The organism is Salinicola rhizosphaerae (assembly GCF_014652715.1).
Lineage (GTDB): Bacteria > Pseudomonadota > Gammaproteobacteria > Pseudomonadales > Halomonadaceae > Salinicola > Salinicola rhizosphaerae.
In genome coordinates this window covers 73,367-96,555 of the sequence record NZ_BMZI01000003.1, presented here as the reverse complement: position 1 = coordinate 96,555, position 23,189 = coordinate 73,367, and the positions used below count along the sequence as shown (strand labels likewise).

Genomic DNA, 23,189 nt, shown 5'->3' with positions numbered 1-23,189 from the left:
ACGAGCGCCGCCACCTGAAATGCCAAGCGCAGAGTCGGTCGAATCATGGCGCTTCCTCGATCGTCGGCGTCGCACCGGCGCGCAGCCGACACAGCGCGGCCAGCGTGTCGAGATGCTTGCGCGGCGCCTTCACGAACGGATTCGATCGATCCCACGCATAGCCTGCCAGCACGGCGCTGATGCGCGCCTTGAGCTCGGCGGGCGCATCTTCGTGAAAAATGATCGTCTGCAGGCTGGCGTCGTACCAGGCATCGACGAAGGCGCGGAAGGTGTCGATGCCTTCCCGCAGCGGCGTCTCGAACTCATTCGCCCAGTCGACTTCGGTGCCATCGAGCGTGCGTTCGACCAGCGGCACGGCCAGGCTGGCGGAGCGCAGCGCGATGGTGACGCCAGAGGAGAAGACCGGGTCGAGAAACTCTCCCGCGTTACCGAGCAGGGCGTAGCCGGGACCGGTCAACCGCGTGACGTCGGCCGAGTAGCCGCGTAGCTCGGCCACCGGGCGCAGGAGGTCCGCGCCCTGTAGAAGTTCGCGGAAGCGAGGCTCGGTCGCGATGAGCGCACGCCAGCGCTGTTCGAGGCGAGCGCTGTCATCATCGCCTTGCCGGTCTTCCTCGCCTGCCATCGGGCCGGCGTCGGCGGCCAGCGCATCGAGCCTGGCGGCGTCGCCGACGACGCCGACCGAGGCGCGGCCATCGCGGAACGGAATCAGCCAGTACCAGATGCCGGGGTCGTCGGCATGCACGCCGATCAGAATTTTTTCGCGGTCGTGATCAGGGGCAGAGAACGCGGTCTGGACATGCGTGAAGAGCGCGCAGCGCGAATCCTGACGCGGGTCGCGTTCGAGCCCCTCGAGCCTCGCGAGCACGCGGCCATAGCCGCTGGCATCGAGCACGAAGCGCGCGCCGAGTCGATGTGATTCACCATCTTCGGTGCGTAATTCGACGGCCGGCCGTTGCGAGTCGGCATGAAAGGCGGTGACCTGGGCGCCGAACATCACTTCGGCGCCTTTCTGGCGTGCGGCGTCGATCAATCGCTGATCGAAGTCGGCGCGCTCGACCTGGAAGGTGGTGCCCCAGCCGGGGGTGAACTTCTCGCGAAAGTCGATCGCCGTCTCGACGCCGCCACGCGTGAAAGCGGCGCCGTTCTTGGGCTGATAGTCGGCGGCGAGGACGGTCTCGAGCAGTCCTGCCTCTTCCAGGTGCTGCATGCACTGCGGCAGCAGGCTTTCACCGATCGAGAAGCGGGGGAAATGGGCGCGCTCGATCACCAGCACGTCGTGCCCCTCGGCGGCCAGGCGCGCCGCGGCGGTGGCCCCGGAAGGTCCGGCGCCAATGACGATGACGTCGTGGTCATGCACGCCGGCCGTTTCGAGATCCTTAGTCTCAGCCATGTCGAGGCTCTCCGCGGTTGAGGGTGTTCTCGCGATCCATCGTCGTGGCGCCATCGAGCGGTCTCACCCAGGGCACCAGCAGCCAGACGCTGGCCAGTCCGATCAGGCAGGTCAGGCCCAGATAGTGCAGCGCTGGCGTGGCACTGAAGGTCAGCATGCCGAAAGCCAGCACGCTGGTCAGCGACGAGAGCGTGATCGCGAGCCACGCCGACGGCTTTCGAGCATGCTCGACGTTGAAGATACCGGCGTCCAGCCCGATGCCCAATACCAGCAGCAGGCCGAGCTGGTTGAAGATGTTGAGCGGTACGCCGAACAGCGCGAAGGCGCTCAGTACGATCAGCGTGGCGCCGAACGGTGGCACGAGCACACGCCAGGCCTGACGGCGGTAACGCCAGATCAGTGCCACGCTCATCAACGCCATGGCCAGTGCGACCCAGCCGGCGGTGTGGTGGCGAAGCTCGGCGAGCAGTCGGCCGATGCGGCTGAGCCGATCGACGTAGACGGTCTGCGGCTGGGAGGCGGCGATCCGCTCGAGCCGTGCGGTAGTGGCGGCGTCCCGAGCGCCGCTGATGACGATGGTCGCCGCGATATCGCCGGCGGGCGTCCGTCCGAGCCACAATCGCTTCTGCAGTTCGCCCAGTGGGGTCTGCAGCCACGCTTCCAGCGTCAGACGGGGAGCCTCGTCCAGCCGCTCCCGCGCGCGTTCGGCGACGTCCGGCGAGAGACCGGCTGTGGCAATCAGCGCCTCCAGCGGCTTGCCGTAGAGCGTGCGTACCCGCGCCAGATTCGCCTGCTGAATCGCCGCGGGCGGTACGGAGCGCGCCAGTGACTGATAGTCGATGCCGAGACCATCGGCGATCGCCGCGTCCAGTGTGCGGTCGAGCGCATGGAGGCGGCTCAGCAGCGCCTCCGACGTCTTGGCGCGAACCAGCAGGTAACGGCTTCCGGTATCGCGGTCGAGCAGCTGCTGCACCCGCGCCTCCTGCTGCATCAGATCCGCCGGCGAGGGGTTGAGCAGCTCGAGCGAGTCGTCGCTTTGCAGCTTGCCCAGGCAGAGCGCGACCATTGCCACGGCGGCGCCGAGGGCCAGCCAGGGTGAAAGACGCCAGCGCGGCTGACACAGTCGCCACCAGCGCTCGGCCAGTCGGGCGGTGAACGGCGAGGCGTGCAGGCGAAAGCGGGGCAGCCACAGCACGACGCTGAGCCAGGCGCCGACCAGGCCGAACGCGGCGAAGGCTGCCATCTGGCGCAAGCCGGGCATTGGCGTCAGCGCCTGGGCGGCGTAGGCGATGACGCTCGAGATCAGGCCGAACGCAAGGCTCGGCATCAGGCGACGTAGACGAAAACCGGCGCCTTCGATGGCTCGGTCGCTCTGGAGATGGAGCACGTAGTCGATGGCGATGCCGATCAGGCTGGCGCCGAAGGCGAGCGTCAGTACGTGCAGTCGGCCGAAGAGCCCGAGCGTCAGCGTCAGCGCGAACAGCGAACCGGCCAGCAGCGGCACCATGAGCTGTGCCAGCACTCGCGGAGAGCGGAACACGAAGCCGATGATCAACAGCACGCCAATCAGCGAGGCGGCGCCAATGGTCGACATCTCGTGACGCGCCTGACGGGCGCCGGCCGCCGCGTGGAACACCAGTCCGGAGCGCAGCAGTTCGGCTTGCGGGTGGGTCTGCTGAAAACGTTCAAGAGTCTGGTGTAACGCGGCTTGCATGCCGAGATCGTACGGCGACCCTGTCAGCTTGCCGATCAGCACGCTGAAAGTCTGTCCGTCGGCCTCGAGAGTCAGCAGGCCGTCGCTGGCGCCGATCGGGCTCTGGGGCAGTCGCGAAAGCCAGGCATCCAGCAGGCCGAACGGATCGGCGACCGGGTCGGGCCGCGCAGTGGGAGAGAACAGTCGACGCAGCGCCGGCGTTACCAGCGACTGGCCGCCGTCGCTGTGGATGGCCTGCTGCCATGCCGGTGTCAGCAGGCGGTAGCGCCAGGCGCCCATCCAGTCATGGGGGTCGTCGTCGGCGAGGTCCAGCTCGCGCCAGTCGATGGCGGCAAGCTGGTCCGAGTCGACCAGCGTCTGCAGCGACTGGCCTAGCGCTTCGGTCGCGGCAACGCGGTCATCGGCGCCGAGCAGCAGGAGAAAGCGGTTCTCGAAACCGCTCCCCAGCTGACGGTCGGCGGCCTCGATCAGCGGCACCTGACGATCCGCCGGCAGCAGGGCGGTGAGATCGGTATCGGCTGGCAGGCCGTGACGCAGCATGACGCCAAGCCACAGGGCGCAGGCGACGAGGATGGAGAGCCACAGCCAGCCGGCAAGACGATAAGCGCCATGCCGCTTGCCGTCGGCCGCCGGACGTTGCTCGGGCGCTCGGCTCACGGGGTGTCGTTCAGCGGCTGTTGATCGAATAGGCGCACTTCGAGCCGATCTCCACTTGGCGTGTGCATTTCGAGATGGTCGATGTAGCGGGCGCCTTTCAGATCGATGTGGTCGATACGCTGGCGCAGGGCCTGGGCCTTGGGCGTCAGCGCGACCTGCCAGGCGTCCGCGCTGCCGGAGAGCGCGATGGCAAAGCGCGACTCGAGCGACTGCCAGTCTCCCTCGAGGAGCTGGAGGAACAGCCGCGCGACCTGCTCGCCGCCCGGTGGCACGGCGTCGCCGCTACCGTTGGTGATCGCCTCGGGTGTCAGTTCGATGCGCTCCTCGACCGGCGATTCGAGCTGCCAGACGACGCTTTTGCCCTGCACGAAGCGGAAGCGGCCGTGACTGTCGAGCGTGCTGTCCAGATCCGCGAGATGGCGCTGCTGCTCGAACTTTCCCTTCAGCGCCGGGGTGGCAGCAAGCTGGTGCTGCAGGTCCGCGAGATCGAAGGCCTGCGCACTCAGCGGCAGACAGGTCAGGAGGGTCAGCAGTAGCGTTCTGAACATCGTCTTGCGTCCTTGTCGGGCGTGGGTCTCGCAACCGCTGCGCCATGATGATCGGTCGTGCGCCAGCCGGGCGCCGTTCATGTGGTCGGCGTTTCGTCGTCCCGAGACGTATCGGCGGGGCTGCTATCGAGCCAGAAGGGAAAGAAGTTGAACCACTGCAGCGGTGTCGACTCGCACTGTCGCGTCAGCCAGACCACGTAGCGCTGCATCGCCTCGCCGATCCAGGCGTCGCGCTCGCGCCGGCCGAGGGCGCTGGTATCGTCGAAGCGCTCGAAATCGACGCGATAGCCCTTCTCCTCGCGAAAGCAGCCGATGGTGTAGACGGGGCAGCGCAGCAGCGCGGCCAGCCAGAACGGCCCTTCGGGAAAGCGCGCGGGGTGGCCGAGAAAGTCCAGCGTGCGGGCGCGGCCGCTGTCACTGATGGGTACCCGGTCGGCGGCGATCACCACGAAGCCGCCCTCGGCGATGCGCGCCCCGAGCTTCATCGCCGTCGAGGGGGTGATCTCGCTCACTTCGATGATCTCGGGCGGATTGGCGCGATGCGTCGAGCGTGCCAGCACTTCGTCGAACTGTCGCGCGTTGTAGGTGTGCATCAAAAGCGTCGCGCGGAAGTCCTCGCGCAGATCGCTCATCGCCGTGCAGATCTCGATATTACCGACGTGGGACACGTAAAGCACGCCGCCGCGGCCGCTGTTCACCGCCGCCAGGAAGGTTTCGCGCGCGCCCCCTTCGAAGCGCAGCGTCGGCGGCGTGCCGCTCCAGGCATCGATCTTGTCGATCAGGCTCTGGCCGAAACTCCAGAAATGGCGCAGACAGAGCCAACTCGGATGTCGGGGGCGCCGACCGAACCGATGTTGCCACAGGCGGGCGAGGTAGGTCTTCGAAGCCCGTCTATGCAGCCGGTGCGCGACGTAGAAATAGGCCACGACCAGTACCATCATGATCTGGAACGGCAGTCGCCCCAGGCGGCGGCGAATCCATACCATCGTGCGCACACCGGCCGCGCTGCCGCTCTCTTTGATGCGTGACCAGTGCTGGGGATCGCTGTTGGCTGGTGTCATGAGGTTGCCCGGATCATGAAAGTGTTTGCTGACGGCGGCCGAGCAATGCGGGAAGCCGCTTGAGCATGCCGGTGACGAGACGCAGATGCATGCCGGCGAGCAGGACGTTGTCGCGCCACAGCGCGAAATGCGAAACACCGTCGACCGGGTAGCGCACGCGCACCGGCAGGTTCTCGACGCGGCCGCCTTGCCAGACCCAGCGAACCGGCAATTCGGTGTCGAACTCCATGCGGTCGCCGCAGGGGTGGTTCGCGATCAGCCGATTGACGGCCGCGATCGGGTAGAGCTTGACCCCGCACATCGTGTCGCGCAGCGCAAAGGAGAGCGTGGCCAGCCACACCAGCGAGTGCGTGATGTAGCGCGAGTAGAAGCGATGCCTGGGCACGCTGTCATCGAAGCGCGGATAGCCGATGCGCAGACATTCGTCGGTGGCATTTAGATGGCGCACGAAAGCCGGCAGGTCCTGCGCTTCGTGCTGGCCATCGGCATCGACCTGCAGCGCGTGGGTGAAGCCCCGCGCGGCGGCCCGGGCGAGACCGCTGCGAACGGCCGCGCCCTTGCCGCGGTTGGCGGCCAGCCGCACCAGGTCGACATCCGGCGCCTGCGCCAGCGTATCGAGCACGGCGGCGCACTCGGCATCGCTACCGTCGTCGACGAGAATGATCGGCAGCGCGAGTGCCTTGAGGTGCTCGAGCGTATGGGCGATTGCCCCGGCGTGGTTGTAAACCGGGACCAGCAGCGCGACGCGAGCCGAATCGTCACCCGACATCGTTGTCCTCCGCCGAATCGGATACATAGAGCAGAACACGGCCCGACATATGCTCGCCGCGTTGGCCGAGGCACTGCACTCGCAGACTCTGCTGGCCATCCTTGAGGCGATGTTCGAGCGTCATCTCGAAGCGGTCGCCGGGCAGCAGCAGGGTGGGGAAACGCAGCCGCTCGACGCCGGCAAATGTCGTCTCTGCGCCCAGCAGTCGCTGCGCGGCTTGCATCGTCCAGTGAATCAGCGCGACCCCGGGTAGCACCGGCTGGCCATCGAAGTGCCCGTCCAGATAGGCGCAGTGTTCGGGCACTTCGAGTGTCAGTCGCCATGCACCGTCCTCGATATGCTCGCCCAGCCAGCGAGGCGCGCGTCGATCGTCGAGGTCGAGAAACAGGCGTCGTCTGATCTCCGCGCTCAGCTTGCCTTGGGCGTTGCTTGGCCAGTCGGTGACGAAGCGCCAGTAGCGCGGCAGCGATTGCGCCTCGAAACGCGCCGCGAGTGCGCGTCGCAGCCGCTGGACCGTCGCGCGATGCGTGGCGTGATCGTGAGGCAGGGTCTCGGCGGAGAGCTGGACGATCGCCGCCAGACGCAGATCCCGGCGCTGCAGTGGTAGCGTCTGTGCACGCACCACCTCGGGCTGACTCTCCAGCGCGCGGTCGACCGCCGTCAGCGAGACGCGCTTGCCGCCGATCTTGACGATGCGGTCGGCACGCCCCTCGAGCACGAAACCCGTCGACGTCAGTGCGATGCAGTCGGCCTGGCGCTGCCAGGCATTCGGGGCATCGAGGTGCGGCGAGCGCAGCCACAGCCGATGGTCGTCATCGGTGCGGACCTCGACGCCCGGTAGCGGTGTCCATTCATCGCCGTGCTGTTGATCGCGCCAGCCGATGCCACCGGTCTCCGAGCTGCCGTAGACCTCGAAGACCGGCGTGCCGAGCTGTTGTCTGACGTCGTCACTGGCGGCTTTCGGCAGCGGCGCACCGGAGCTGTGGATCCGCGCCAGGCTTGTCGTCACCGGGCTCCAGTCCATCGCCGGGGCCAGCCGAGAGAGCGCCGGCGGTGCGCTGATCAGCACCCCGCGATCCGCCTGAAGTTCGCCCAGCCAGGCGTGTAGCGTCTCCGGATAAGGGCAGAGCCGAGCGGCAAAGGGCGCCCCTTCGCAGATCGGGCGCAGCAGCGAGAAAAACAGGCCGTAGATGTGCTGGTGACTGACCTGACTGATGACCACGCGCTGCGCCAGTGGCCAGAGCGTCGCATGTGTCGCCATTTCGGCGTCGAGCTGCGCGAAACGCTTGGTCAGACGCTGCGGCTCGCCGGTTGAGCCCGAGGTGTAGAGCGATAAGGCGTTCTCCGGCAGCGGCTCGTCTCCCCAGATCGGCGGCTGATCTTCCCCCGCGCTGCCGGCACCCGCGATGGCGCCGAGCGCGACGCCAGCGTGCGCAAGGCTTGCGACGGTCTCGGGCTGGTTGTCGGCGGGCAGCAGAACCTCGTCGCCGCGCTCCCAGATCGCGATCAGCGCAGCGCTGAACTCCACCGGGTCCGGCTCGAACAGCAGCCAGGTGCGTTGTCCGGTGGATTCGAACGTGTCGAGCAGCCGCTGCCAGGCGCCGATGCGAAGATGCCATTCGGCAATGCTCAGCCAGCCCTGTGGCCGGGTTGGCGTTGCCGGATACCAGGCGACGGTATCGGTCGTTGCGCGTTGGCGCCACGGACGCTCGCGCAGTTCAAGAAAGCTCATGATCTGCCTCGGCCCGACGTTTGACGCGGCAGCGAATGCAACACTCGCCGACGAACAGGGTCAGCATCAGCAGATAGGCAATCACGCCGTTGTACCAGGTCCATATCTCCATATCGGCGTAGAGTGCGGTAAACAGCGCCACACTGCCATTGAGCGCAAAGAAGAGACACCACGTCTGCGTTACCCGCCGCGTGTAGCGAACGGCATGTGGTGGCAGATCTGGTTCCTGGCGTCGGGCCAGCCGCTCGACCAGCGTCGGCGGGTACCGCAGGCTGTAGGCAAAGGTGGCCAGCAGCGCCGCGTTGATCACCACTGGCCAGAGCCGTACACCCAGCTCGGCGCTGCCGGTGGCCAGCAGTGCTGCCACGCAGGGCAACAGCAGCCAGCCCCAGCGACGCTGACGACGCGGTAGACGCCACCAAGCGATACCGGCAATGACGATCAGCAGCGGCCAGGCGCCGAAGCGCGCTAGCCAGACGTGGGCGATCAAAGGCCACAGCACGCCAACCGCGGCGGCCACGATCAGCAGCAGGCGGCGCTGGTTCGGGCGGGTCGACATCACGCATCCGATACCGTCATTGGGCGCGGCGAGCTTCGACCAGTGCGGCCAGGCTGCGAAGATTGGCGAAATGCTGGCGCGAGGACTCGGCGTCGGATTCGAGCGTGATGCCATAGCGCTTCTGCAGCGCCAGACCCAGCTCCAGCGCGTCGATTGAATCGAGCCCCAGCCCCTCGACGAACAGCGGCTCGTCCGGGTCGATGTCCTCCGGTGTCACGTCCTCGAGTTCGAGAGCGTCGATGATCATCTCTTTCAGTTCTTGCTCCAGCGCTGTCGTCGCCATCGGTTCCTCGCTTTCCTGATCCGGTCCTGATTTCAGTTGTGGCCTGATTCGGCTCTTCTTGCGCCGGTCTTGCAGGCGTTTGATGCTTGGAGTGACGATTCTCCTTCAAGCTGCCACTGCCGGCGAGCAATGGGGCAGGCCAGCAATGCCTCGTCCTGCAACAGCCAGTCGATCACGTCGAGCGGCTGCACGGGCTCCGGAGCTCCCGCGCCCGGGTGCTCGACGATACGCCTGACGCCGGGCGTCGGGTGGGCGCTCAGGCGCAGCGCTACCGCCGCGGACTGCGTCGACGGTACATAGTCGGCAAACCGCGCCGGCACCGGCTGATCCCCGAACACCACGATGATCTCGCGTTCGCCGTCGGCCAGATAGCCACGGCTTTCCATCAGCAGTGCCGCCCACTCGCCGCCACTGGCGGCGATGGCTTGCTGACTGCGGCGGTTGCCGCTGGCGATGGAGTGGACGCCGATGATCGCGTTGTGAACGGAGAGCCCGAATCGCGCAGGAGAGAGAGGGTCGCCTTCGTTGAGCGTGTAGAGCATTTCCAGAGTGCGGTCACCGTCCCCGTGGCGAGAGGCGTGCAGCAGCAGGGAGTTCGATTCGGGATCGAGAGTCACCAGCATGTCGCAGATAGCGCGACCGATCAGGTTGAGGCGCCGACGAAGCATCGCCGGTACCCCTGCGCCGGACGGCTTGACGCTGGAATCCAGGCGTGGCTCGCTGGGGGCGTCGCGGTGAGGCGTCCAGGCGCGCCAATCCTGAAGATAGAGGTCCATCATTGCGGGGGTCTACAATCCCTACTGCCACGAAGTGGTTCATCATAACGAATTAACGGCCCGCTCCGGTGCAAGCATTATGCATTCCGGGCGGCGTGTCATCAGTCATTGGTAGGGCGTAAAGCGCCGGACCAGGGCCCGGCGCACCCGGGAAGGACGATTCCACGGGCCTGACAAGCCTACCTTTGCCGTCTACCAATCGACTTAATCCAGATTAACTTCTCGCCCCCGCCTGCATCGAAGGCTCGTTTCAATGCGATCAAGAACGGTCTCTTCATGGAGCAAGGGCGCGCGGTCCGTTTCGTTCGCTTTCTCGAAAGCGACGACTGCCAACCTGCCTCTGGAGCGCAAGCCTAAAGGGGCGGACTTCGCTTGCCAAGCATTGCGAAAAATTAGTTGTACCAACGCTGTACGTGTTGATAATCTTCGACCTGTAGAGCAGCGGTCAGGATGACTGTGCGCGCAGGAAGCACGTTCGCCAGGAACGGCGAAAATCGGCAGGGAGGCGATCGTCGGCAGGAAGCCACTCAATCGCAATGGAAGCCGGACTTTACCCATACTCGACTTGTACGCCCGGCATCTGCCGGGCGTTTTTTCTGGTTTTCTCCAAGCCCTCGCAGCCCCGCCAGAGGAATTGAATTCGGTGCGCTCAAGATCAGACCTGGCGAAGCGGCAGATCATCGACCACAGTGAATCCTGTCTTCGGAAGACACGCTCATCTGTAACGGCGCATCGTCTCGGCATTTTGTGGTGCGGGTGGACTACAGTCATCCAGGGCGTGATGCCGGCAGGCCACGATATTTACCAAATGTTACAAATCGCCTGGCTTATTTAACCCGTATCAGTATCTCTAATCATGCTTTAGGCCCACACTAGTGCCGTCCATCGGATGGACGCTCGCCAGGACACAGAGACGGAGCTCTCTTTGCCAAGGACGTACGGATAGCGAGGGCCGTGATAGCAGCACCTATCGGCAGTGCTGACTGAGGGCCCTCGTGCTTGCACTTCGGCCCTCATTTCATTTTTGGCGTTGGCCATCGTTGAAGGTTCTCGGGAATATCCTTATTCATTTATATGAATATGCGGTATCCTGCTCATGACGTCTTCAGATCCGCGTTCGCGCCCACGCGTTCGCCGCAGTGCCATCGTCTGCGAAAAGCCCCGACCTCCGGTCGGGGCTTTTCGTTTTTTTGGCTCTTCATTTTCTGGGATTCTCGTTTCTCGGGCCGCCCGGTGAGAGGGCTTTGGCGGTCAGGCCGATGCGCAGGGACAGTTTTCGGTGGCGCGAATCGACGACCTGTACAACACTCCAGAGGCGCAGGTTTTTGCGGAAAAAAGCTCAACAGATCAGTGATTTAATCTGTGTTAAGAGCGCGTTTGATCGATCGTTTCGGCAAGGAGGCCGCATGAGTTTTGAAGAGTTCGTCGCACTGGCGCAGGGCGGGCAGATCCACAGACTGCACGTCGAGTCGATGGGGCCGGAAGCCTATCGTTATCGCGCCTACATGGGAGAAGAGAGCGTCTGTCTACTGGACGACGACGGCAGCCCGCTGCAGGAGAAGTGCCTCGGGCACGCGCGCCAGCGACTGCGTGGCGCGGGCGATATCTCGGATATTCCGCTCTACCTGGTGCAGTATGCCGAGCAGGTTGACGACCTGGCGGCAAGCATGCCGAGATTGACGCATCGGGTGCCTTTTGCGGTCGGTTGAGATAGGGTGCGCATTTTCTCAATTCTAACGACACATCTGGCGCTGAGGAGGTCGCGGGGCGCGGTATGAAGTGGGCGAAGTTCAAGCGGTATCGCGGTTTCTATACCGGTAACGATTTTTCGGTACAGCATGTTCACGTGCTGGGCGCCTGCTGGAGTCAGGCGATGCAGCAGGCCCAGGCCGAGGCGCGCCGAAGGGCCGGTGCCGGTGTCACCATCGAGCGTCTGGAAGAGCTCACGGAAAACCGTCGCTGAGGCCGCGGGCGTACCAATGGGCCCGCGTCAGCGGTAGGCGACGTTCACCTCGACAGGCAACTCGCTATCGCTGGCTTCACCGGCTGCACGGATCGTCCAGCGGCACGTCGCGAGGCCGGAAACGACGGGAGATGGCGTCGACGGCAATATTCAAAGCAGCGGTGATCAGCAGCAGAAAGAACGCCTGATCGAACATCAGGTATTCGAAGCTCGAGTCGATGTAGAAACCCAGCGTGGCGACGCCAAGCATGCCGAGAATCGCGGTCTCGCGCAGGATGACCTCGGCGCGATAGCAGATCAGCGCCAGCAGATTGGGGTAGAGCCTCGGCAGCAGTTCGTAGGCGTAGCGACCGCTCGCCGGCAGCCCCTGCATGCCAAGTGTGAGGCCATCGGCATGACGCGCGACGAGAAAGGCGATCAGCGCGCCGTTGTGTAGCGCCAGCGCTAGCCAGGCGGGCAGCATCGAGGGCCCGAGCATCAGCAGGAAGATGAAGGCCAGCATCAATTCCGGTGTCGAGCGCAGCACGATCAGCAGGCCGCTGCCGATGGCACGCTGCCAGGGGCGACCGAAATGTCGGCTGGCGAGTGGCCAGAGCGCTAGGGTCAGCAACAGGCTCCCCGCGGTACCCATCAATGCCAGGAGCAGGGTATTGCCGATGGCCGGCAGCAGGTCGGGAATGGCGGCAAGCCACGGCCCGAGTCCGGCAATATCGCCCTGGAGCAACGGTGCCGGCCAGAGATCGTGGCTGACGAAACGCCATACCAGGCTGCCATCGACGGCCGGCCAGGGGCCGAGCGCGAACAGCGCGGCAATGATCAGCGGCAGCAGCAGGCGGCGGTGCCCCCACCAGCGCAGCGTGGCCACCAGCAGGTAGAAGATCCACAGCAGTGCGCCGGCCTCGCCGAAACGCCCCTCGCGAAAAGCACTTTCGAGATAGAAACCCAGCGTCGGCAGCCCGACGAACCCGAGCAGCACGCTGGCGCGCATGGCGCACTCGAAGCGGTAGCGGGTATAGCTCGCCAGTCGTTCCCACACCAGTGGCAGCTCGGCGTAAAGAAAGCGTGACAGCCGATTCACCCCGCTCGGCAAGGCCTCGCCGGGTGCCCTTGGCGTCAATTCGAGGATTTCGGCGTAGACCTTGGCGAAGATCCCGGCGTACGGAATGGCCAGCGCGGCCAGCGCCGTGATCGCCGAGAGGCCGAACACCTGCATGAAGAACAGCGCCCAGAAGAGCTCGTGAATGGCACGAATGAAAGCGCAGAAGCCACGCAGCAGACGCGAGCGATGAAACAGCAACGCCAGCGGGAAGCCGAGCAGCGCGCCGAGCAGCGTACCCCATAGGGCCACGCTCACCGTCAGCGCGACGGCGTGCAGCGGGTTCTCGAGCGCCAGCCAGCTCGGCCAGACGAACCCCAGCGCCATGCGGCTCAGTTCGGACCACGGATCGGCTGCGATGATGCGAAGATCGGCCAATGGCAGCAGCGCCAGGCACAGCAGTATCAGTGCAAGCGAGCGTCGAGCCAGTGTCAGGCCTGGGCTATCGCCGCGCAGCCAGCCGGGGGCGCGGCTCATGGCGCGGATCGTCCCGCCTCGCGGGTGGCAGCGCTGAACTCAGTCGCCGCCTGCGGCTCTCCGGGCGCATCCCCCCCTCGATCGTCGGCGCTGCGCGCATCGGGATAGAGCGCGTCGAGCCTGGCCAGATCGAGTTCGCGACAGGGCGCGTCGATGGCCACGCGGCCATCGCGCAGACCGATCACCCGGTCGAAATGACTCAGTGCGAGCCGGTGCTGGTGCAGCGCGATCACGCAGGCGTCGTGTCGTGCCTGGATCTGCTCGAGCAAGCGCAGCGCCTGGTGCGGGTCGACGCTCGAGAGCGGTTCATCGCCAAGAAACAGCTCGCGCTGTTGATAGAAGGCGCGTGCGATGGCGACGCGCTGGCGCTGGCCGCCGGAGAGGCGCTCGACCGGGCGTCGGATCAGTCCCTCGAGCCCCAGTTCATCGCAGAGCGTCTCGACCGCCTGCCACGCCAGCGGGTCGGGGCGGAGCAGGTTGCGCAGGTTGGCCAGCGCCGAGTGGCGCTCGAGCTGGCCCATGTAGACGTTGTGGTAGACCGACAGCAGCGGCACCAACCCGTGCCCCTGCGGACACCAGGCGGCCGCGTCCTGCTGTTGCTGGCGTATCGCCGTGAGCAGCGTCGACTTGCCCGCGCCGCTCTGGCCCAGCAGCGCGATGCGCTCGCCACGCGCGATCGACAGCGTCAGCGCCGGCAGCACGATCTGATCGCCGTGACCCAGATCGACGGCTTGAAAGTCAACGAGTGTCATGAATCCCGTGTGTCAGACCCGGTTTGGCGGACAAGATGGCCCCTCAGCGCAGAAGACCGATGGACTGGCCGACGGATTCGATCGGCGCGTAGTCGTCGTTGCTGGCGGGAATGAACCCCGAGCGCGGGAAGCTCTCCAGCAGGGCCGGATCGGTCATGTCGAGCAGCGCCTGCTGCACTTTTTTGATGAAGCCGTCGCCGTAGCGTTCGTTGACATCGCCACGCACGGTCCACTGATAGTCCGGGTAGCTCGGCGACTTCCAGACCACCTCGACCTTGCTAGTATCGACTTCACCGGACTCGACCTCATGCTCCCAGACGGTGTAATTCACGGCACCGATGTCGTAGGTCCCGGACTCGACCAGCGCAATCGTGCGAGAGTGATCGCCGGAGAACCCGACCCGCGAGAAGACCTGCTCCGGTGGCTGCTCGAAGCGCTGTCGGATGAAGTGCTCCGGCATCAGACGCCCGGAGGTGGAGGTCTTCGCGCCGAAGGTGAAGGAGTGGTCGCGGACGGCATCCGGCAACTCATCCTGGTCGGCCGGAATGCCGGTGCGTTTGTTGGCGATGAAGTAGCTTTCGAAGGCCGCATCTTCCTTGCCTTGCGCGATTGCCTGAGAGCCCGGGACGAGTTGGCGCGCCTGTACGCCGGTCAACCCGCCGAACCAGGCCATCTGAATCTGGTCGTTGCGAAAAGCGGTGACGGCGGCGCCGTAGGAGGTGACCGGCACGTACTCGACGTCGACGCCCAGCTGGTCGGACAGGTAGTCGGCAACCTTGGAAAAACGCTCGACCAGGCGTGACTGATCCTCGTCGGGAATGGCAGTGAAGCGGAAGGTTTCCGCGGCGTTGGCGACGCTGCACAGCGCCATCAGGGTCAAAGCGAGTATCCAGCGCATGATGACGGCCTCGGTGGAAGGATTGACGGGCGCTCATGATAACCGCATTCACTGCCTAGACTTAACTCGGCCGCGGTCGTAAGCGATATCCTGCAGGGCGAGCGAGTCCTGCCTCAGTGTTCCTCGGCGGGCGGAAACTTGGTCGGCCGCAGGCTGTCCTTTATCTTCTTCAGATGAGGCAGAAACGATTCGCCGCGTCGCAGAGTGACGCCGGTCGCCAGCACGTCGATCAGCGCCATGTGGATCATGCGAGAGGTCATCGGCATGTAGACCTCGGTGTCTTCCGGCAGATCGACCGGCAGAATCTCGCTGCAGACGTCGGCCAGAGGAGACCCCTCACGGGTGATGCCGATGGTCAATGCGCCGCTCTCTCTAGCGACCTGCGTGACCTCCACCAGGTCCCGGGTGCGGCCGGTATAGGAGATCGCCACGATGACATCGCCGGTATGCGCCGCCGCCGCCGTCATCCGCTGCATCAGCACGTCGCTGTAGGCGGTGACGGGCAGGTTGAAACGGAAGAATTTGTTCTGGGCATCGAAAGCGGCCGGTGCCGAGGCGCCGAGCGCGAAGAAGCTGATCTGCCGCGCCTGCGATAGATGGTCGACGATGCGCTCGATGCGCTTCGGATCGACGCTGCGCCGAGCCTCGTCCAGTGCCGCGATAGTCGCGCCGATGATCTTGTCGGTGTAGGCCGCGGCATTGTCGTCACGCTCGACGCTGCGGCTGACGTAGGGAGTGCCGCCGGCAAGACTCTGTGCCAGCTGGATCTTGAAATCCGGGTAGCCCTTGGTCTCGAAGTTGCGACAGAAGCGGTTGACCGTCGGCTCGCTGACCGTGGCGGCCTGTGCCAGAGTAGCTATGCTCATGCCTATCGCCGCGTCGGGGTCGTTGAGAATGACGTCGGCAACCTTGCGCTCCGAACGGTTGAGGTCGTCGACTCGCGCGCGAATTCGGGCGATGAGATCATGAACTGCCATGGTGAAAGGCGTCTCCCTGTCTTGTTTCACGCGGGCCTTTTGACACGCAGGTGCGCTAGACACGCAGGTCTTGGCACGTGAAGCCATCGGCGATGGACCCTCGAGCGTGGCATCATCTTGTGTGGAATCGTCATGCAAGGCCCGCATTCTAGCAGTCCGGAGCCAATGATGACGTCTGTCGACACGATGGCAGCGTTTTGCCTGATAATCTGTGAGTCTAGGCTGGACCCCAGCATCCAGTCTGCCGTGGTCAGCCGCGCCGAAGCCGATGCCATTGGACATGGTGGAGCCGAGGCAACGGTAATCTAGTAACGAAGTCGCGTGTCCAACAGCGCGAAAATGGCGTATTTTGTTCGTAAATTAACCACTTTACCGGAGGGTGGCAATGACTCGAGAGGCAACGCCCAACGTGGATCTGGCGCTGTTCGGCGCCCTGGGCGATCTGGCGCTGCGCAAGCTCTATCCGGCGCTCTATCATCTGGACCGCGATGGTCTGCTGGGCAGCGACACGCGGATTCTCGGTCTGGCGCGGCGCGAACACGACATCGACAGTTTTCGCAAGACCGTGCACGGCATGCTCAAGAAACGGGTCAAGAGTCACGAACTCGAGCAGGCCTGTCTCGAGCGTTTCCTGGCCCGGCTCGACTACACGCAGCTCGATTTCGACACCGTCGATGGCTACGAGAAGATTCGTGACTGGCACGCCCAGAGCCCGGACCAGACGTGCCCGTTGACGGTCTACCTGGCGGTGCCGGCGAGCATCTACGGCTCGATCTGCGCCAATCTCGAGCAGAGCGGCAGTCTCGACGCGGAGTCGCGCGTGGTGGTCGAGAAGCCGATCGGTTACAGCCTCGAATCCTCGCATGAGATCAACGATGCGATCGGCGCGGTCTTTCCCGAGTCGCGGATCTACCGCATGGACCACTATCTCGGCAAGGAGACGGTCCAGAACCTGATCGCGCTGCGTTTTGCCAATCCGATGTTCGGCAACCAGTGGAACCAGAGCCAGATCTCGCATGTCGAGATCACCGTGGCCGAGCAGGTCGGTATCGAGGGGCGCTGGGGGTATTTCGACAAGGCCGGCCAGCTGCGCGATATGGTCCAGAATCACCTGCTGCAGCTGCTGACCATGCTCGCCATGGATCCGCCGGCCAATCTCGACGCCGACGCGATCCGCGACGAGAAGGTCAAGGTGCTCAAGGCGCTCAAGCCGATCGAGGGCGAAGCGCTCAACCGCCACGTGGTGCGCGGGCAGTACGTCGCCGGCTCGATCGAAGGCGAGAACGTGCCCGGCTATCTCGATGAAGAGGACGCCAATACCTCCAGTACGACCGAGACGTTCGTCGCCATGCGGCTCGAGGTCGCTAACTGGCGCTGGGCCGGCGTACCGTTCTATCTGCGTACCGGCAAGCGCATGCCGGAGAAGCTGTCGCAGATCGTCATTCACTTCCGTCAGCAGCCGCACTACATCTTCGATCCGGACCAGCGCAATCTCGCCGCCAACAAGCTGGTTATCCGTCTGCAGCCGGAAGAGGGTATCGCGCTGCAGGTGCTGACCAAGGATGGCGGGCTCGACAAGGGCATGCGTCTGCGCCCGGGGCCGCTGCATCTGGACTTCAACCACGCCTTTCCCAAGGCGCGAATTCCCGATGCCTACGAGCGTCTGCTGCTCGAAGTGATGAAAGGGCAGCAGTATCTGTTCGTGCGTCGTGACGAGGTCGAGTATGCCTGGAAGTGGGTCGATCAGCTGATCGAAGGCTGGGAGAAGCGGGATATCGCGCCGCGGCGTTATCCGGCTGGCTCCTGGGGCCCGGTGGCGTCGATCGCGATGATCACGCAGGACGGGCGCTCCTGGTACGAGGATTACTGATCCCGCGCTCGGCTGCTCTCGACAGCCGTGGCGATTCATCATGACACCGGCACCGGCCAAGACGCGCCGGGCCGGACACGAGGAGTCGAAGATGTCTTCCGCTATCCAACTCCCTCAGGCCCAGACCGATCGCCTCGATGCCATCTGTCGCTCGGGTGCGATCATTCCCGTGCTGGTGATCGAGCGGCTCGATCACGCTGTGCCCCTGGCAAAGGCGCTGGTCGAGGGCGGTCTGAACGTGCTCGAGATCACGCTGCGTACCGACTGCGCGGTGGACGCCATCAAGCGCATTCGCGAGGCGCTACCGGAGGCGATCGTTGGCGCCGGCACCGTGCTGAGCCTTGCGCAGTACCGCATTGCCGAGGAGATCGGGGTCGATTTCGTGGTCACGCCGGGCACCACGCCAGCGCTTTATGAGTATGGTGCCGAGAGCGAGGTACCGCTGTTGCCGGGCACCGCCACCGTCTCCGAAGTCGTGACCGGCTGGGAGTACGGCTACCGGCGCTTCAAGTTCTTCCCGGCCGAAGCCAACGGTGGTGCCAAGGCGCTCAAGTCGTTCGGTGGACCGCTGCCCGAGGCGCTGTTCTGCCCGACCGGTGGCGTCACCGTCGATAACGCCGCCGACTACCTGGCGCTGCCCAACGTGATGTGCGTCGGCGGATCATGGATGGCGCCGAAATCGCTGATCGACAGCGAGGACTGGGCAGGCATCACCCGGCTGACGCGAGAAGCGACCGAGCGCTATCCGCGCTGAGTGGTACCTCACGTTCAGCCAACGACGAATCCCGGCCTCGACCGGGATTCGTCGTTTCTGCCTGATGGGGTCGCCGCACGGGGCCTATCGAACAGGGCTAATTGAACAGGGCTAATTGAACAGGGCTAATTGAACAGGGCTGATCGGACGGGGCTGATCAGATGGGGCTTAGCCGCGCTCGATGGCCGTGGCGACGCCCTGGCCGCCGCCGATGCACAGTGTCGCCAGCCCGCGTTTGACATCCCGGCGCTGCATCTCGTGCAGCAGCGTGACCAGAATGCGCGCCCCGGAAGCGCCGATGGGGTGGCCGAGCGCGATCGCGCCGCCGTTGACGTTGACCTTGTCCGCTGACCAGCCCAGCTCCTTGGCCACGGCAAGGGTCTGTGCGGCGAAGGCTTCGTTGGCCTCGATCAGATCGAGCTCATCGATCGACCAGTCGGCTCGGGTCAGGCAGCGCTTCGTGGCCGGTACCGGGCCGATACCCATGGTCGCCGGATCCACTGCGGCGTTGGCATAGGCGCGAATCGTCGCCAGGACCGGCAGCCCGAGCGATGCCGCGCGCTCGGCGCTCATGATCAGCAGCGCCGCGGCGCCGTCGTTGATCGACGAGGCGTTGCCGGCGGTCACGCTGCCGTTGCTGGCAAACGCCGGTTTCAGCTTGGCGAGCGATTCGGCGGTAACGCCTTCGCGGGGCTGTTCGTCGCGGGAGACGATCACGGGGTCGCCGCGGCGCTGTGGCACCGCGACCGGCGTGATCTCGGCATCGAAGCGCCCGGCGTCGCGGGCGCTGGCCGCGCGACGCTGGGACTCGGCGGCGTAAGCATCCTGTGCCTCGCGGGTGATGTCCCAACGCTCGGCCACGTTCTCCGCCGTGACCCCCATATGGTAGTCGTTGAACGCATCCCACAGGCCGTCACGGATCATGCTGTCGAGCAGTTCGGCATGCCCCATGCGCAAGCCAGTGCGCGCCTTCGGCAGCACGTAGGGCGCCAGGCTCATGCTCTCCATGCCGCCGGCGACGATGGTCTCGGCGTCGCCGCAGCGGATCGCCTGAACCGCCAGATGCACGGCCTTGAGCCCGGAGCCGCACACCTTGTCGATCGTCATGGCGGGGACGCTGTCGGGAATGCCCGCTTCGATCGACGCCTGGCGCGCGGTGTTCTGACCGAGCCCCGCGCGCAGCACATGCCCCATGATCACTTCGTCGATGGCCCCCGGCTCGATACCGTCGAGCAGGCGGCGAATCACCGTGGCACCGAGTGTCACGGCGGGCACGCTGGATAGCCCGCCCTGAAAAGCGCCGATCGGTGTGCGGGTCGCCGCGACGATGACGACGTCGCGAAGCTTGGCTTGTCCGAAATTGTCAGGCATGGGATATCTCTCGCTGGTCGATGAGTTCGCAGCCGGTGGCGGCGCGGATATCGTCGAGCGAGACCTCGGGCGCCAGTTCGATGACGGCGAGCCCGTCATCGGTCACATCCATCACGCCGAGATCGGTGATGATGCGGTCGACCACGCCGACGCCGGTCAGCGGTAGCGAACAGCGCTCGAGGATCTTGTGCTCGCCCTTGGCCGTGTGAGCCATCAGCACCACGACGCGCTGGACGCCAGCGACCAGATCCATGGCGCCGCCCATGCCCTTGACCATCTTGCCCGGGATCATCCAGTTGGCGAGATCGCCTTGCTCGGAGACCTGCATCGCCCCGAGAATCGCCAGGTTGATATGACCGCCGCGAATCATCGCGAAGGACTCGGCGTTGTCGAAGTAGCTCGAGCCGGGCAGGGCGGTCACGGTCTGCTTGCCGGCGTTGATCAGGTCGGGGTCGACCGTCTCCTCGGTGGGGAATGGCCCGATGCCGAGCAGACCGTTTTCCGACTGCAGCCAGACATCCATCCCCTCCGGAATGTAGTTGGCGACCAGCGTCGGCTGGCCGATACCTAGGTTGACGTAGAAGCCGTCACGCAACTCCCCGGCCGCGCGCGCCGCCATCTGTTCCTTGGTCCAGGCCATCTCAGTTCGCCTCCCTGATGGTGCGTTTCTCGATACGTTTCTCCGGCGTCGGATTGTGCACGATACGGTGCACGAAGATGCCTGGCAGGTGAACGTCGTCCGGGTCGATGGTGCCGGTCTCGACCACCTCCTCGACCTCGGCGATGCAGATCTTGCCGGCCATCGCGGCCAGCGGATTGAAGTTGCGCGCCGTCTTGTTGAAACGCAGATTGCCGGCCTTGTCGGCGACCTGTGCCTTGACCAGCGCCACATCGACCGGCAGGCCGCGTTCCATGACGTAATGTTCGCCATCGAACTCGCGAACCTCCTTGCCCTCGGCGATCTTCGTGCCGTAGCCGGTGCGGGTAAAAAAGGCGGGAATGCCTGCGCCGCCGGCGCGCAGGCGCTCGGCGAGCGTGCCCTGCGGGCAGAATTCGAGTTCGAGCTCGCCGGAGAGATACTGACGCTCGAACTCCTTGTTCTCGCCGACATAGGAAGAGAGCATCTTCTTGATCTGGCGCGATTCGAGCAGCATGCCGAGCCCGAAGCCGTCCACCCCGGCGTTGTTGCTGGCCACGGTCAGTTCACGCTTGCCGCTATCGCGCAGGGCTGCGATCAGGGCTTCGGGAATGCCGCATAGGCCGAAACCACCGACCGCCAGCGTCATGCCGTCCTCGATCACGCCGTCGAGCGCGGCGCTGGCACTGGGGAAACATTTGTTCATGGCGTCTCTCGCTTGTGAGTCTCTTGGCGTCGTCTGCAAACAGTATCGCGCCAACTCAGTGTACGGGTTGGCATGAAGCGACGATTTTATACCTTGGATGGTCAGGCGCGACCGGGAAGACGGACGCTGTCCGGGAATAGCGTTATCCGCAGGCGGGTGGGCGGCGTCGACAGGGTGAGGAATTCATCACCCCGCCGAGCACCGTTTGCGGTCGGATCAGGCGGGAAGGTCGTTCAGGTCTCCGGTTCCGGGCAGCGAGACGAAGGCGCCGGCGCGCATGGCGGCAAAGGCGCCGCAGCGACAGGCGAAGGTCAGCGCGTCGGTCAGCCGCGCCTCGTCGGCGAGCCAATCGGCGAGCGTTTCGCAGGTGACATCATCACGCGAGAGCGAGGCGAGCAGGCCGCCGATGAAGGCGTCGCCGGCAGCGGTCGTATCCACGGCGCTGACCGCCGGTGGCGTGATCTGCAGGCGGCGATCCGCCTGGTAGGCAACGACTGGCCCGGGGCCATCGGTAATCACGATCAGCCGCGTGCCCTTGGCCAGTCGCGCGCTGATCCACTCGTCGATGCCGCGATCACCGCGCAGCGCATCCAGCTCTTCGGTGGAGAGCTTGATCAGATGGGCACGGTCGAGCAGCTGTTCGACCAGCGCGGTATCGATCTCCCCCCGTGGCCAGAGCGGCGGACGCAGGTTGGCATCGACGCTGATCAGGCTGCCGCCGCGTCTGGCAATACTGGCGAGATCGAGCGTGGTGCTGGCGATCGCGGCGTCGGTCAGGCTGTTGCTGCAGAGATGGACCAGTGCTGGCTCGGTGAAGATGCCGGAAGGCAGGTGCTCGCGACGGTAGAGTAGGTCGGCCGCCGGTGGGCGGTAGAAGTCGAAGCGACGTTCGCCTTGGGCATCGCGGGAGACGAAGGCCAGGGCGGTGCGGGCCTCTCGGGTGCGCATCACGTACTGGGTGTCGACGCCGTAACGGGCGAGTTCGTCGACCAGAAAGTCACCGAAGCGGTCGTCGCCGATCATGCCCAGGAATACGCTTGGCAATCCCTGGCGTGCACAGGCCACGGCGGCATTGGCCGGCGCGCCGCCCGCGTAGGGCGTGAAGGTTTCGGGTCCGCTGTCGTCGCCGAGTCGACTGGACAGCATGTCCACGAGGGCTTCGCCGAAGGCGATGATGGGAGTCATTGGATGCCGGCTCTCTCAGGTTTCATTCGGGGAATCTCAAGGATCACGCATGGGTAATCATCAGGGCACCCGGTGGCTGCGCGCCTCTTCGAGCAGCGCAAACCAGGTCGGACGATCGATCTCGAGATTACCGCTAAGCAGCAGATTATCAATACGCCGTTCATTCAACGTTCCAATGACGGGAATGGGCCGCCCCGGCAAGCGGCGAAGCCACGCCATGGCAAGACCCGCGGTGGTCGAGTGGAGCTGCTCGGCAAGTCTCGACAGCGCCGTGCCGAGCACATCCTCGAACACCGAGCCGCCGCCCAGCGGCGACCACGCCATCGGCGCGAGTCCGTCGGCAAGAATCGCGTCGTAGAAGCCGTCGAAAAGGGCATCGGGATGCGCCAGCGACAGCTCCAGCTGATGAACGCCCAGGCGATGGCTCATCGCGGCCTGAAGACGACGCCACTGCTCCGGCAGGAAGTTGGAGACCCCGACTGCGCCGACCTTGCCGGCATCGATGGCGTCATCCAGCGCTCGCGCCGTGGCCTCGGCATCCATCAGCGGGTCGGGACGGTGCAGCAGGAAATGATCGAGCCGATCGACGCCCAGGCGCGTCAGCGAGTCATCGATCACCTGGGTGAGGTAGCGCTCGGAGGTGTCGTAATGCTTGACCCCGAACGGGGAGCGATCACGGCTCGGCAGCACGATATTGCCCTTGGTTACCACGCGCACGCGCGACTTCAACGCGGGGCGTCTGGCGAGTGCTTCGCCGAAGCGTCTCTCGCCTTCGTGATTGCCGTAGCTGTCGGCGTGATCGAACCAGTGGAGACCCTGGTCGACTCGGGCTTCCAGCCAGTCGGCGAACGTATCGACATCGTCGAATTCGGGGCGCTCATCAAGGCGCATCATGCCGAGGATGAACGGTACGTCGAACACCAGATCATCGCTCACGCGGCGCTCTCCTGACGAACGATCGTGGTCGAGAGAAGGTGCTGGCCATCGGGAACGAGCCAGACCGGGTCGACGCGA

General features: G+C 65.0%; 22 protein-coding genes. 4 read left to right on the top strand and 18 right to left on the bottom strand.

Translation table 11 applies throughout. The annotated features are described in order from the left end of the window. Positions 1 to 43 precede the first annotated feature (43 nt). The 9 genes from IE125_RS06675 to IE125_RS06635 form a co-directional block, all read right to left on the bottom strand. Positions 44 to 1,390 carry an NAD(P)/FAD-dependent oxidoreductase gene (locus IE125_RS06675; protein ID WP_189443890.1) on the bottom strand — a complete coding sequence of 449 codons (1,347 nt, stop codon included), beginning with the start codon at positions 1,388 to 1,390 and terminating at the stop codon, positions 44 to 46. Continuing rightward, positions 1,383 to 3,761 carry an MMPL family transporter gene (locus IE125_RS06670; RefSeq protein ID WP_229808966.1) on the bottom strand — a complete coding sequence of 793 codons (2,379 nt, stop codon included), beginning with the start codon at positions 3,759 to 3,761 and terminating at the stop codon, positions 1,383 to 1,385. The genes IE125_RS06675 and IE125_RS06670 overlap by 8 nt, the downstream gene beginning before the upstream one ends. After that, positions 3,758 to 4,309 carry an outer membrane lipoprotein carrier protein LolA gene (locus IE125_RS06665; RefSeq protein WP_189443889.1) on the bottom strand — a complete coding sequence of 184 codons (552 nt, stop codon included), beginning with the start codon at positions 4,307 to 4,309 and terminating at the stop codon, positions 3,758 to 3,760. Before IE125_RS06665 ends, IE125_RS06670 begins: the two co-directional genes overlap by 4 nt. 77 nt (positions 4,310 to 4,386) lie before the next feature. After that, positions 4,387 to 5,370 carry a lysophospholipid acyltransferase family protein gene (locus IE125_RS06660; RefSeq protein ID WP_189443888.1) on the bottom strand — a complete coding sequence of 328 codons (984 nt, stop codon included), beginning with the start codon at positions 5,368 to 5,370 and terminating at the stop codon, positions 4,387 to 4,389. Between the two features lie 13 nt (positions 5,371 to 5,383). Beyond that, a complete protein-coding gene (locus tag IE125_RS06655; RefSeq protein WP_189443887.1) occupies positions 5,384 to 6,139 on the bottom strand; it encodes a glycosyltransferase family 2 protein in 756 nt (251 codons plus the stop codon). After that, on the bottom strand, positions 6,129 to 7,871 hold the full coding sequence (locus tag IE125_RS06650; RefSeq protein WP_189443886.1) for an ApeI family dehydratase: 1,743 nt from the start codon (positions 7,869 to 7,871) through the stop codon (positions 6,129 to 6,131). Before IE125_RS06650 ends, IE125_RS06655 begins: the two co-directional genes overlap by 11 nt. Further along, positions 7,858 to 8,430, bottom strand: coding sequence for a COG4648 family protein (locus tag IE125_RS06645; RefSeq protein ID WP_189443885.1), 573 nt, complete (start codon positions 8,428 to 8,430; stop codon positions 7,858 to 7,860). Before IE125_RS06645 ends, IE125_RS06650 begins: the two co-directional genes overlap by 14 nt. Positions 8,431 to 8,446: 16 nt before the next feature. Next, positions 8,447 to 8,713 (bottom strand): phosphopantetheine-binding protein, encoded by a 267-nt coding sequence (locus IE125_RS06640; protein WP_189443884.1) that lies wholly within the window; start codon positions 8,711 to 8,713, stop codon positions 8,447 to 8,449. Between the two features lie 32 nt (positions 8,714 to 8,745). Then, positions 8,746 to 9,492, bottom strand: coding sequence for a beta-ketoacyl synthase chain length factor (locus IE125_RS06635; protein WP_189443883.1), 747 nt, complete (start codon positions 9,490 to 9,492; stop codon positions 8,746 to 8,748). Positions 9,493 to 10,895: 1,403 nt separating this feature from the next. Between IE125_RS06635 and IE125_RS06630 the strand changes: the two genes are divergently transcribed. Together IE125_RS06630 and IE125_RS06625 are read left to right on the top strand one after the other, a co-directional pair. Next, the gene (locus tag IE125_RS06630; protein WP_189443882.1) at positions 10,896 to 11,198 is read left to right on the top strand and encodes a DUF6482 family protein; all 303 of its coding nucleotides are present in this window, start codon (positions 10,896 to 10,898) and stop codon (positions 11,196 to 11,198) included. Between the two features lie 65 nt (positions 11,199 to 11,263). Next, positions 11,264 to 11,452, top strand: a complete 189-nt coding sequence (locus IE125_RS06625; protein ID WP_189443881.1) for a hypothetical protein — start codon at positions 11,264 to 11,266, stop codon at positions 11,450 to 11,452. 76 nt (positions 11,453 to 11,528) lie between these two features. Here IE125_RS06625 and IE125_RS06620 read toward each other — a convergent pair whose 3' ends face one another. From IE125_RS06620 to hexR, 4 genes are all read right to left on the bottom strand, one after another. Beyond that, complete coding sequence (locus tag IE125_RS06620) at positions 11,529 to 13,025, bottom strand: PhnE/PtxC family ABC transporter permease (RefSeq protein WP_189443880.1); 1,497 nt, start codon at positions 13,023 to 13,025, stop codon at positions 11,529 to 11,531. Next, positions 13,022 to 13,777: an ATP-binding cassette domain-containing protein gene (locus IE125_RS06615; RefSeq protein WP_189443879.1), complete on the bottom strand. Its 756-nt coding sequence runs from the start codon at positions 13,775 to 13,777 to the stop codon at positions 13,022 to 13,024. The genes IE125_RS06620 and IE125_RS06615 overlap by 4 nt, the downstream gene beginning before the upstream one ends. A 43-nt stretch (positions 13,778 to 13,820) precedes the next feature. Further along, on the bottom strand, positions 13,821 to 14,675 hold the full coding sequence (locus IE125_RS06610; RefSeq protein ID WP_189443878.1) for a putative selenate ABC transporter substrate-binding protein: 855 nt from the start codon (positions 14,673 to 14,675) through the stop codon (positions 13,821 to 13,823). A 113-nt stretch (positions 14,676 to 14,788) separates the two neighbouring features. Continuing rightward, positions 14,789 to 15,652 carry a transcriptional regulator HexR gene (hexR, locus tag IE125_RS06605; RefSeq protein WP_189443877.1) on the bottom strand — a complete coding sequence of 288 codons (864 nt, stop codon included), beginning with the start codon at positions 15,650 to 15,652 and terminating at the stop codon, positions 14,789 to 14,791. Between the two features lie 385 nt (positions 15,653 to 16,037). On the opposite strand from hexR, the gene zwf reads away from it, so the two are divergent. Beyond that, positions 16,038 to 17,522 (top strand): glucose-6-phosphate dehydrogenase, encoded by a 1,485-nt coding sequence (gene zwf, locus IE125_RS06600; protein WP_189443876.1) that lies wholly within the window; start codon positions 16,038 to 16,040, stop codon positions 17,520 to 17,522. Positions 17,523 to 17,613: 91 nt separating this feature from the next. Beyond that, a complete protein-coding gene (locus IE125_RS06595) occupies positions 17,614 to 18,276 on the top strand; it encodes a bifunctional 4-hydroxy-2-oxoglutarate aldolase/2-dehydro-3-deoxy-phosphogluconate aldolase (RefSeq protein WP_189443875.1) in 663 nt (220 codons plus the stop codon). Positions 18,277 to 18,444: 168 nt separating this feature from the next. Here IE125_RS06595 and IE125_RS06590 read toward each other — a convergent pair whose 3' ends face one another. From IE125_RS06590 to IE125_RS06570, 5 genes are all read right to left on the bottom strand, one after another. Continuing rightward, entirely contained in the window at positions 18,445 to 19,647 is a 1,203-nt protein-coding gene (locus tag IE125_RS06590) for an acetyl-CoA C-acetyltransferase (protein ID WP_189443874.1), read from the bottom strand. Next, positions 19,640 to 20,287 carry a CoA transferase subunit B gene (locus IE125_RS06585; RefSeq protein ID WP_189443873.1) on the bottom strand — a complete coding sequence of 216 codons (648 nt, stop codon included), beginning with the start codon at positions 20,285 to 20,287 and terminating at the stop codon, positions 19,640 to 19,642. Before IE125_RS06585 ends, IE125_RS06590 begins: the two co-directional genes overlap by 8 nt. Position 20,288: 1 nt before the next feature. Then, a complete protein-coding gene (locus tag IE125_RS06580; RefSeq protein ID WP_189443872.1) occupies positions 20,289 to 20,990 on the bottom strand; it encodes a CoA transferase subunit A in 702 nt (233 codons plus the stop codon). A gap of 216 nt (positions 20,991 to 21,206) precedes the next feature. Further along, positions 21,207 to 22,175: a carbohydrate kinase family protein gene (locus IE125_RS06575; protein ID WP_189443871.1), complete on the bottom strand. Its 969-nt coding sequence runs from the start codon at positions 22,173 to 22,175 to the stop codon at positions 21,207 to 21,209. Positions 22,176 to 22,235: 60 nt separating this feature from the next. Next, positions 22,236 to 23,111, bottom strand: a complete 876-nt coding sequence (locus tag IE125_RS06570; RefSeq protein ID WP_229808965.1) for an aldo/keto reductase — start codon at positions 23,109 to 23,111, stop codon at positions 22,236 to 22,238. Positions 23,112 to 23,189: the final 78 nt, after the last annotated feature.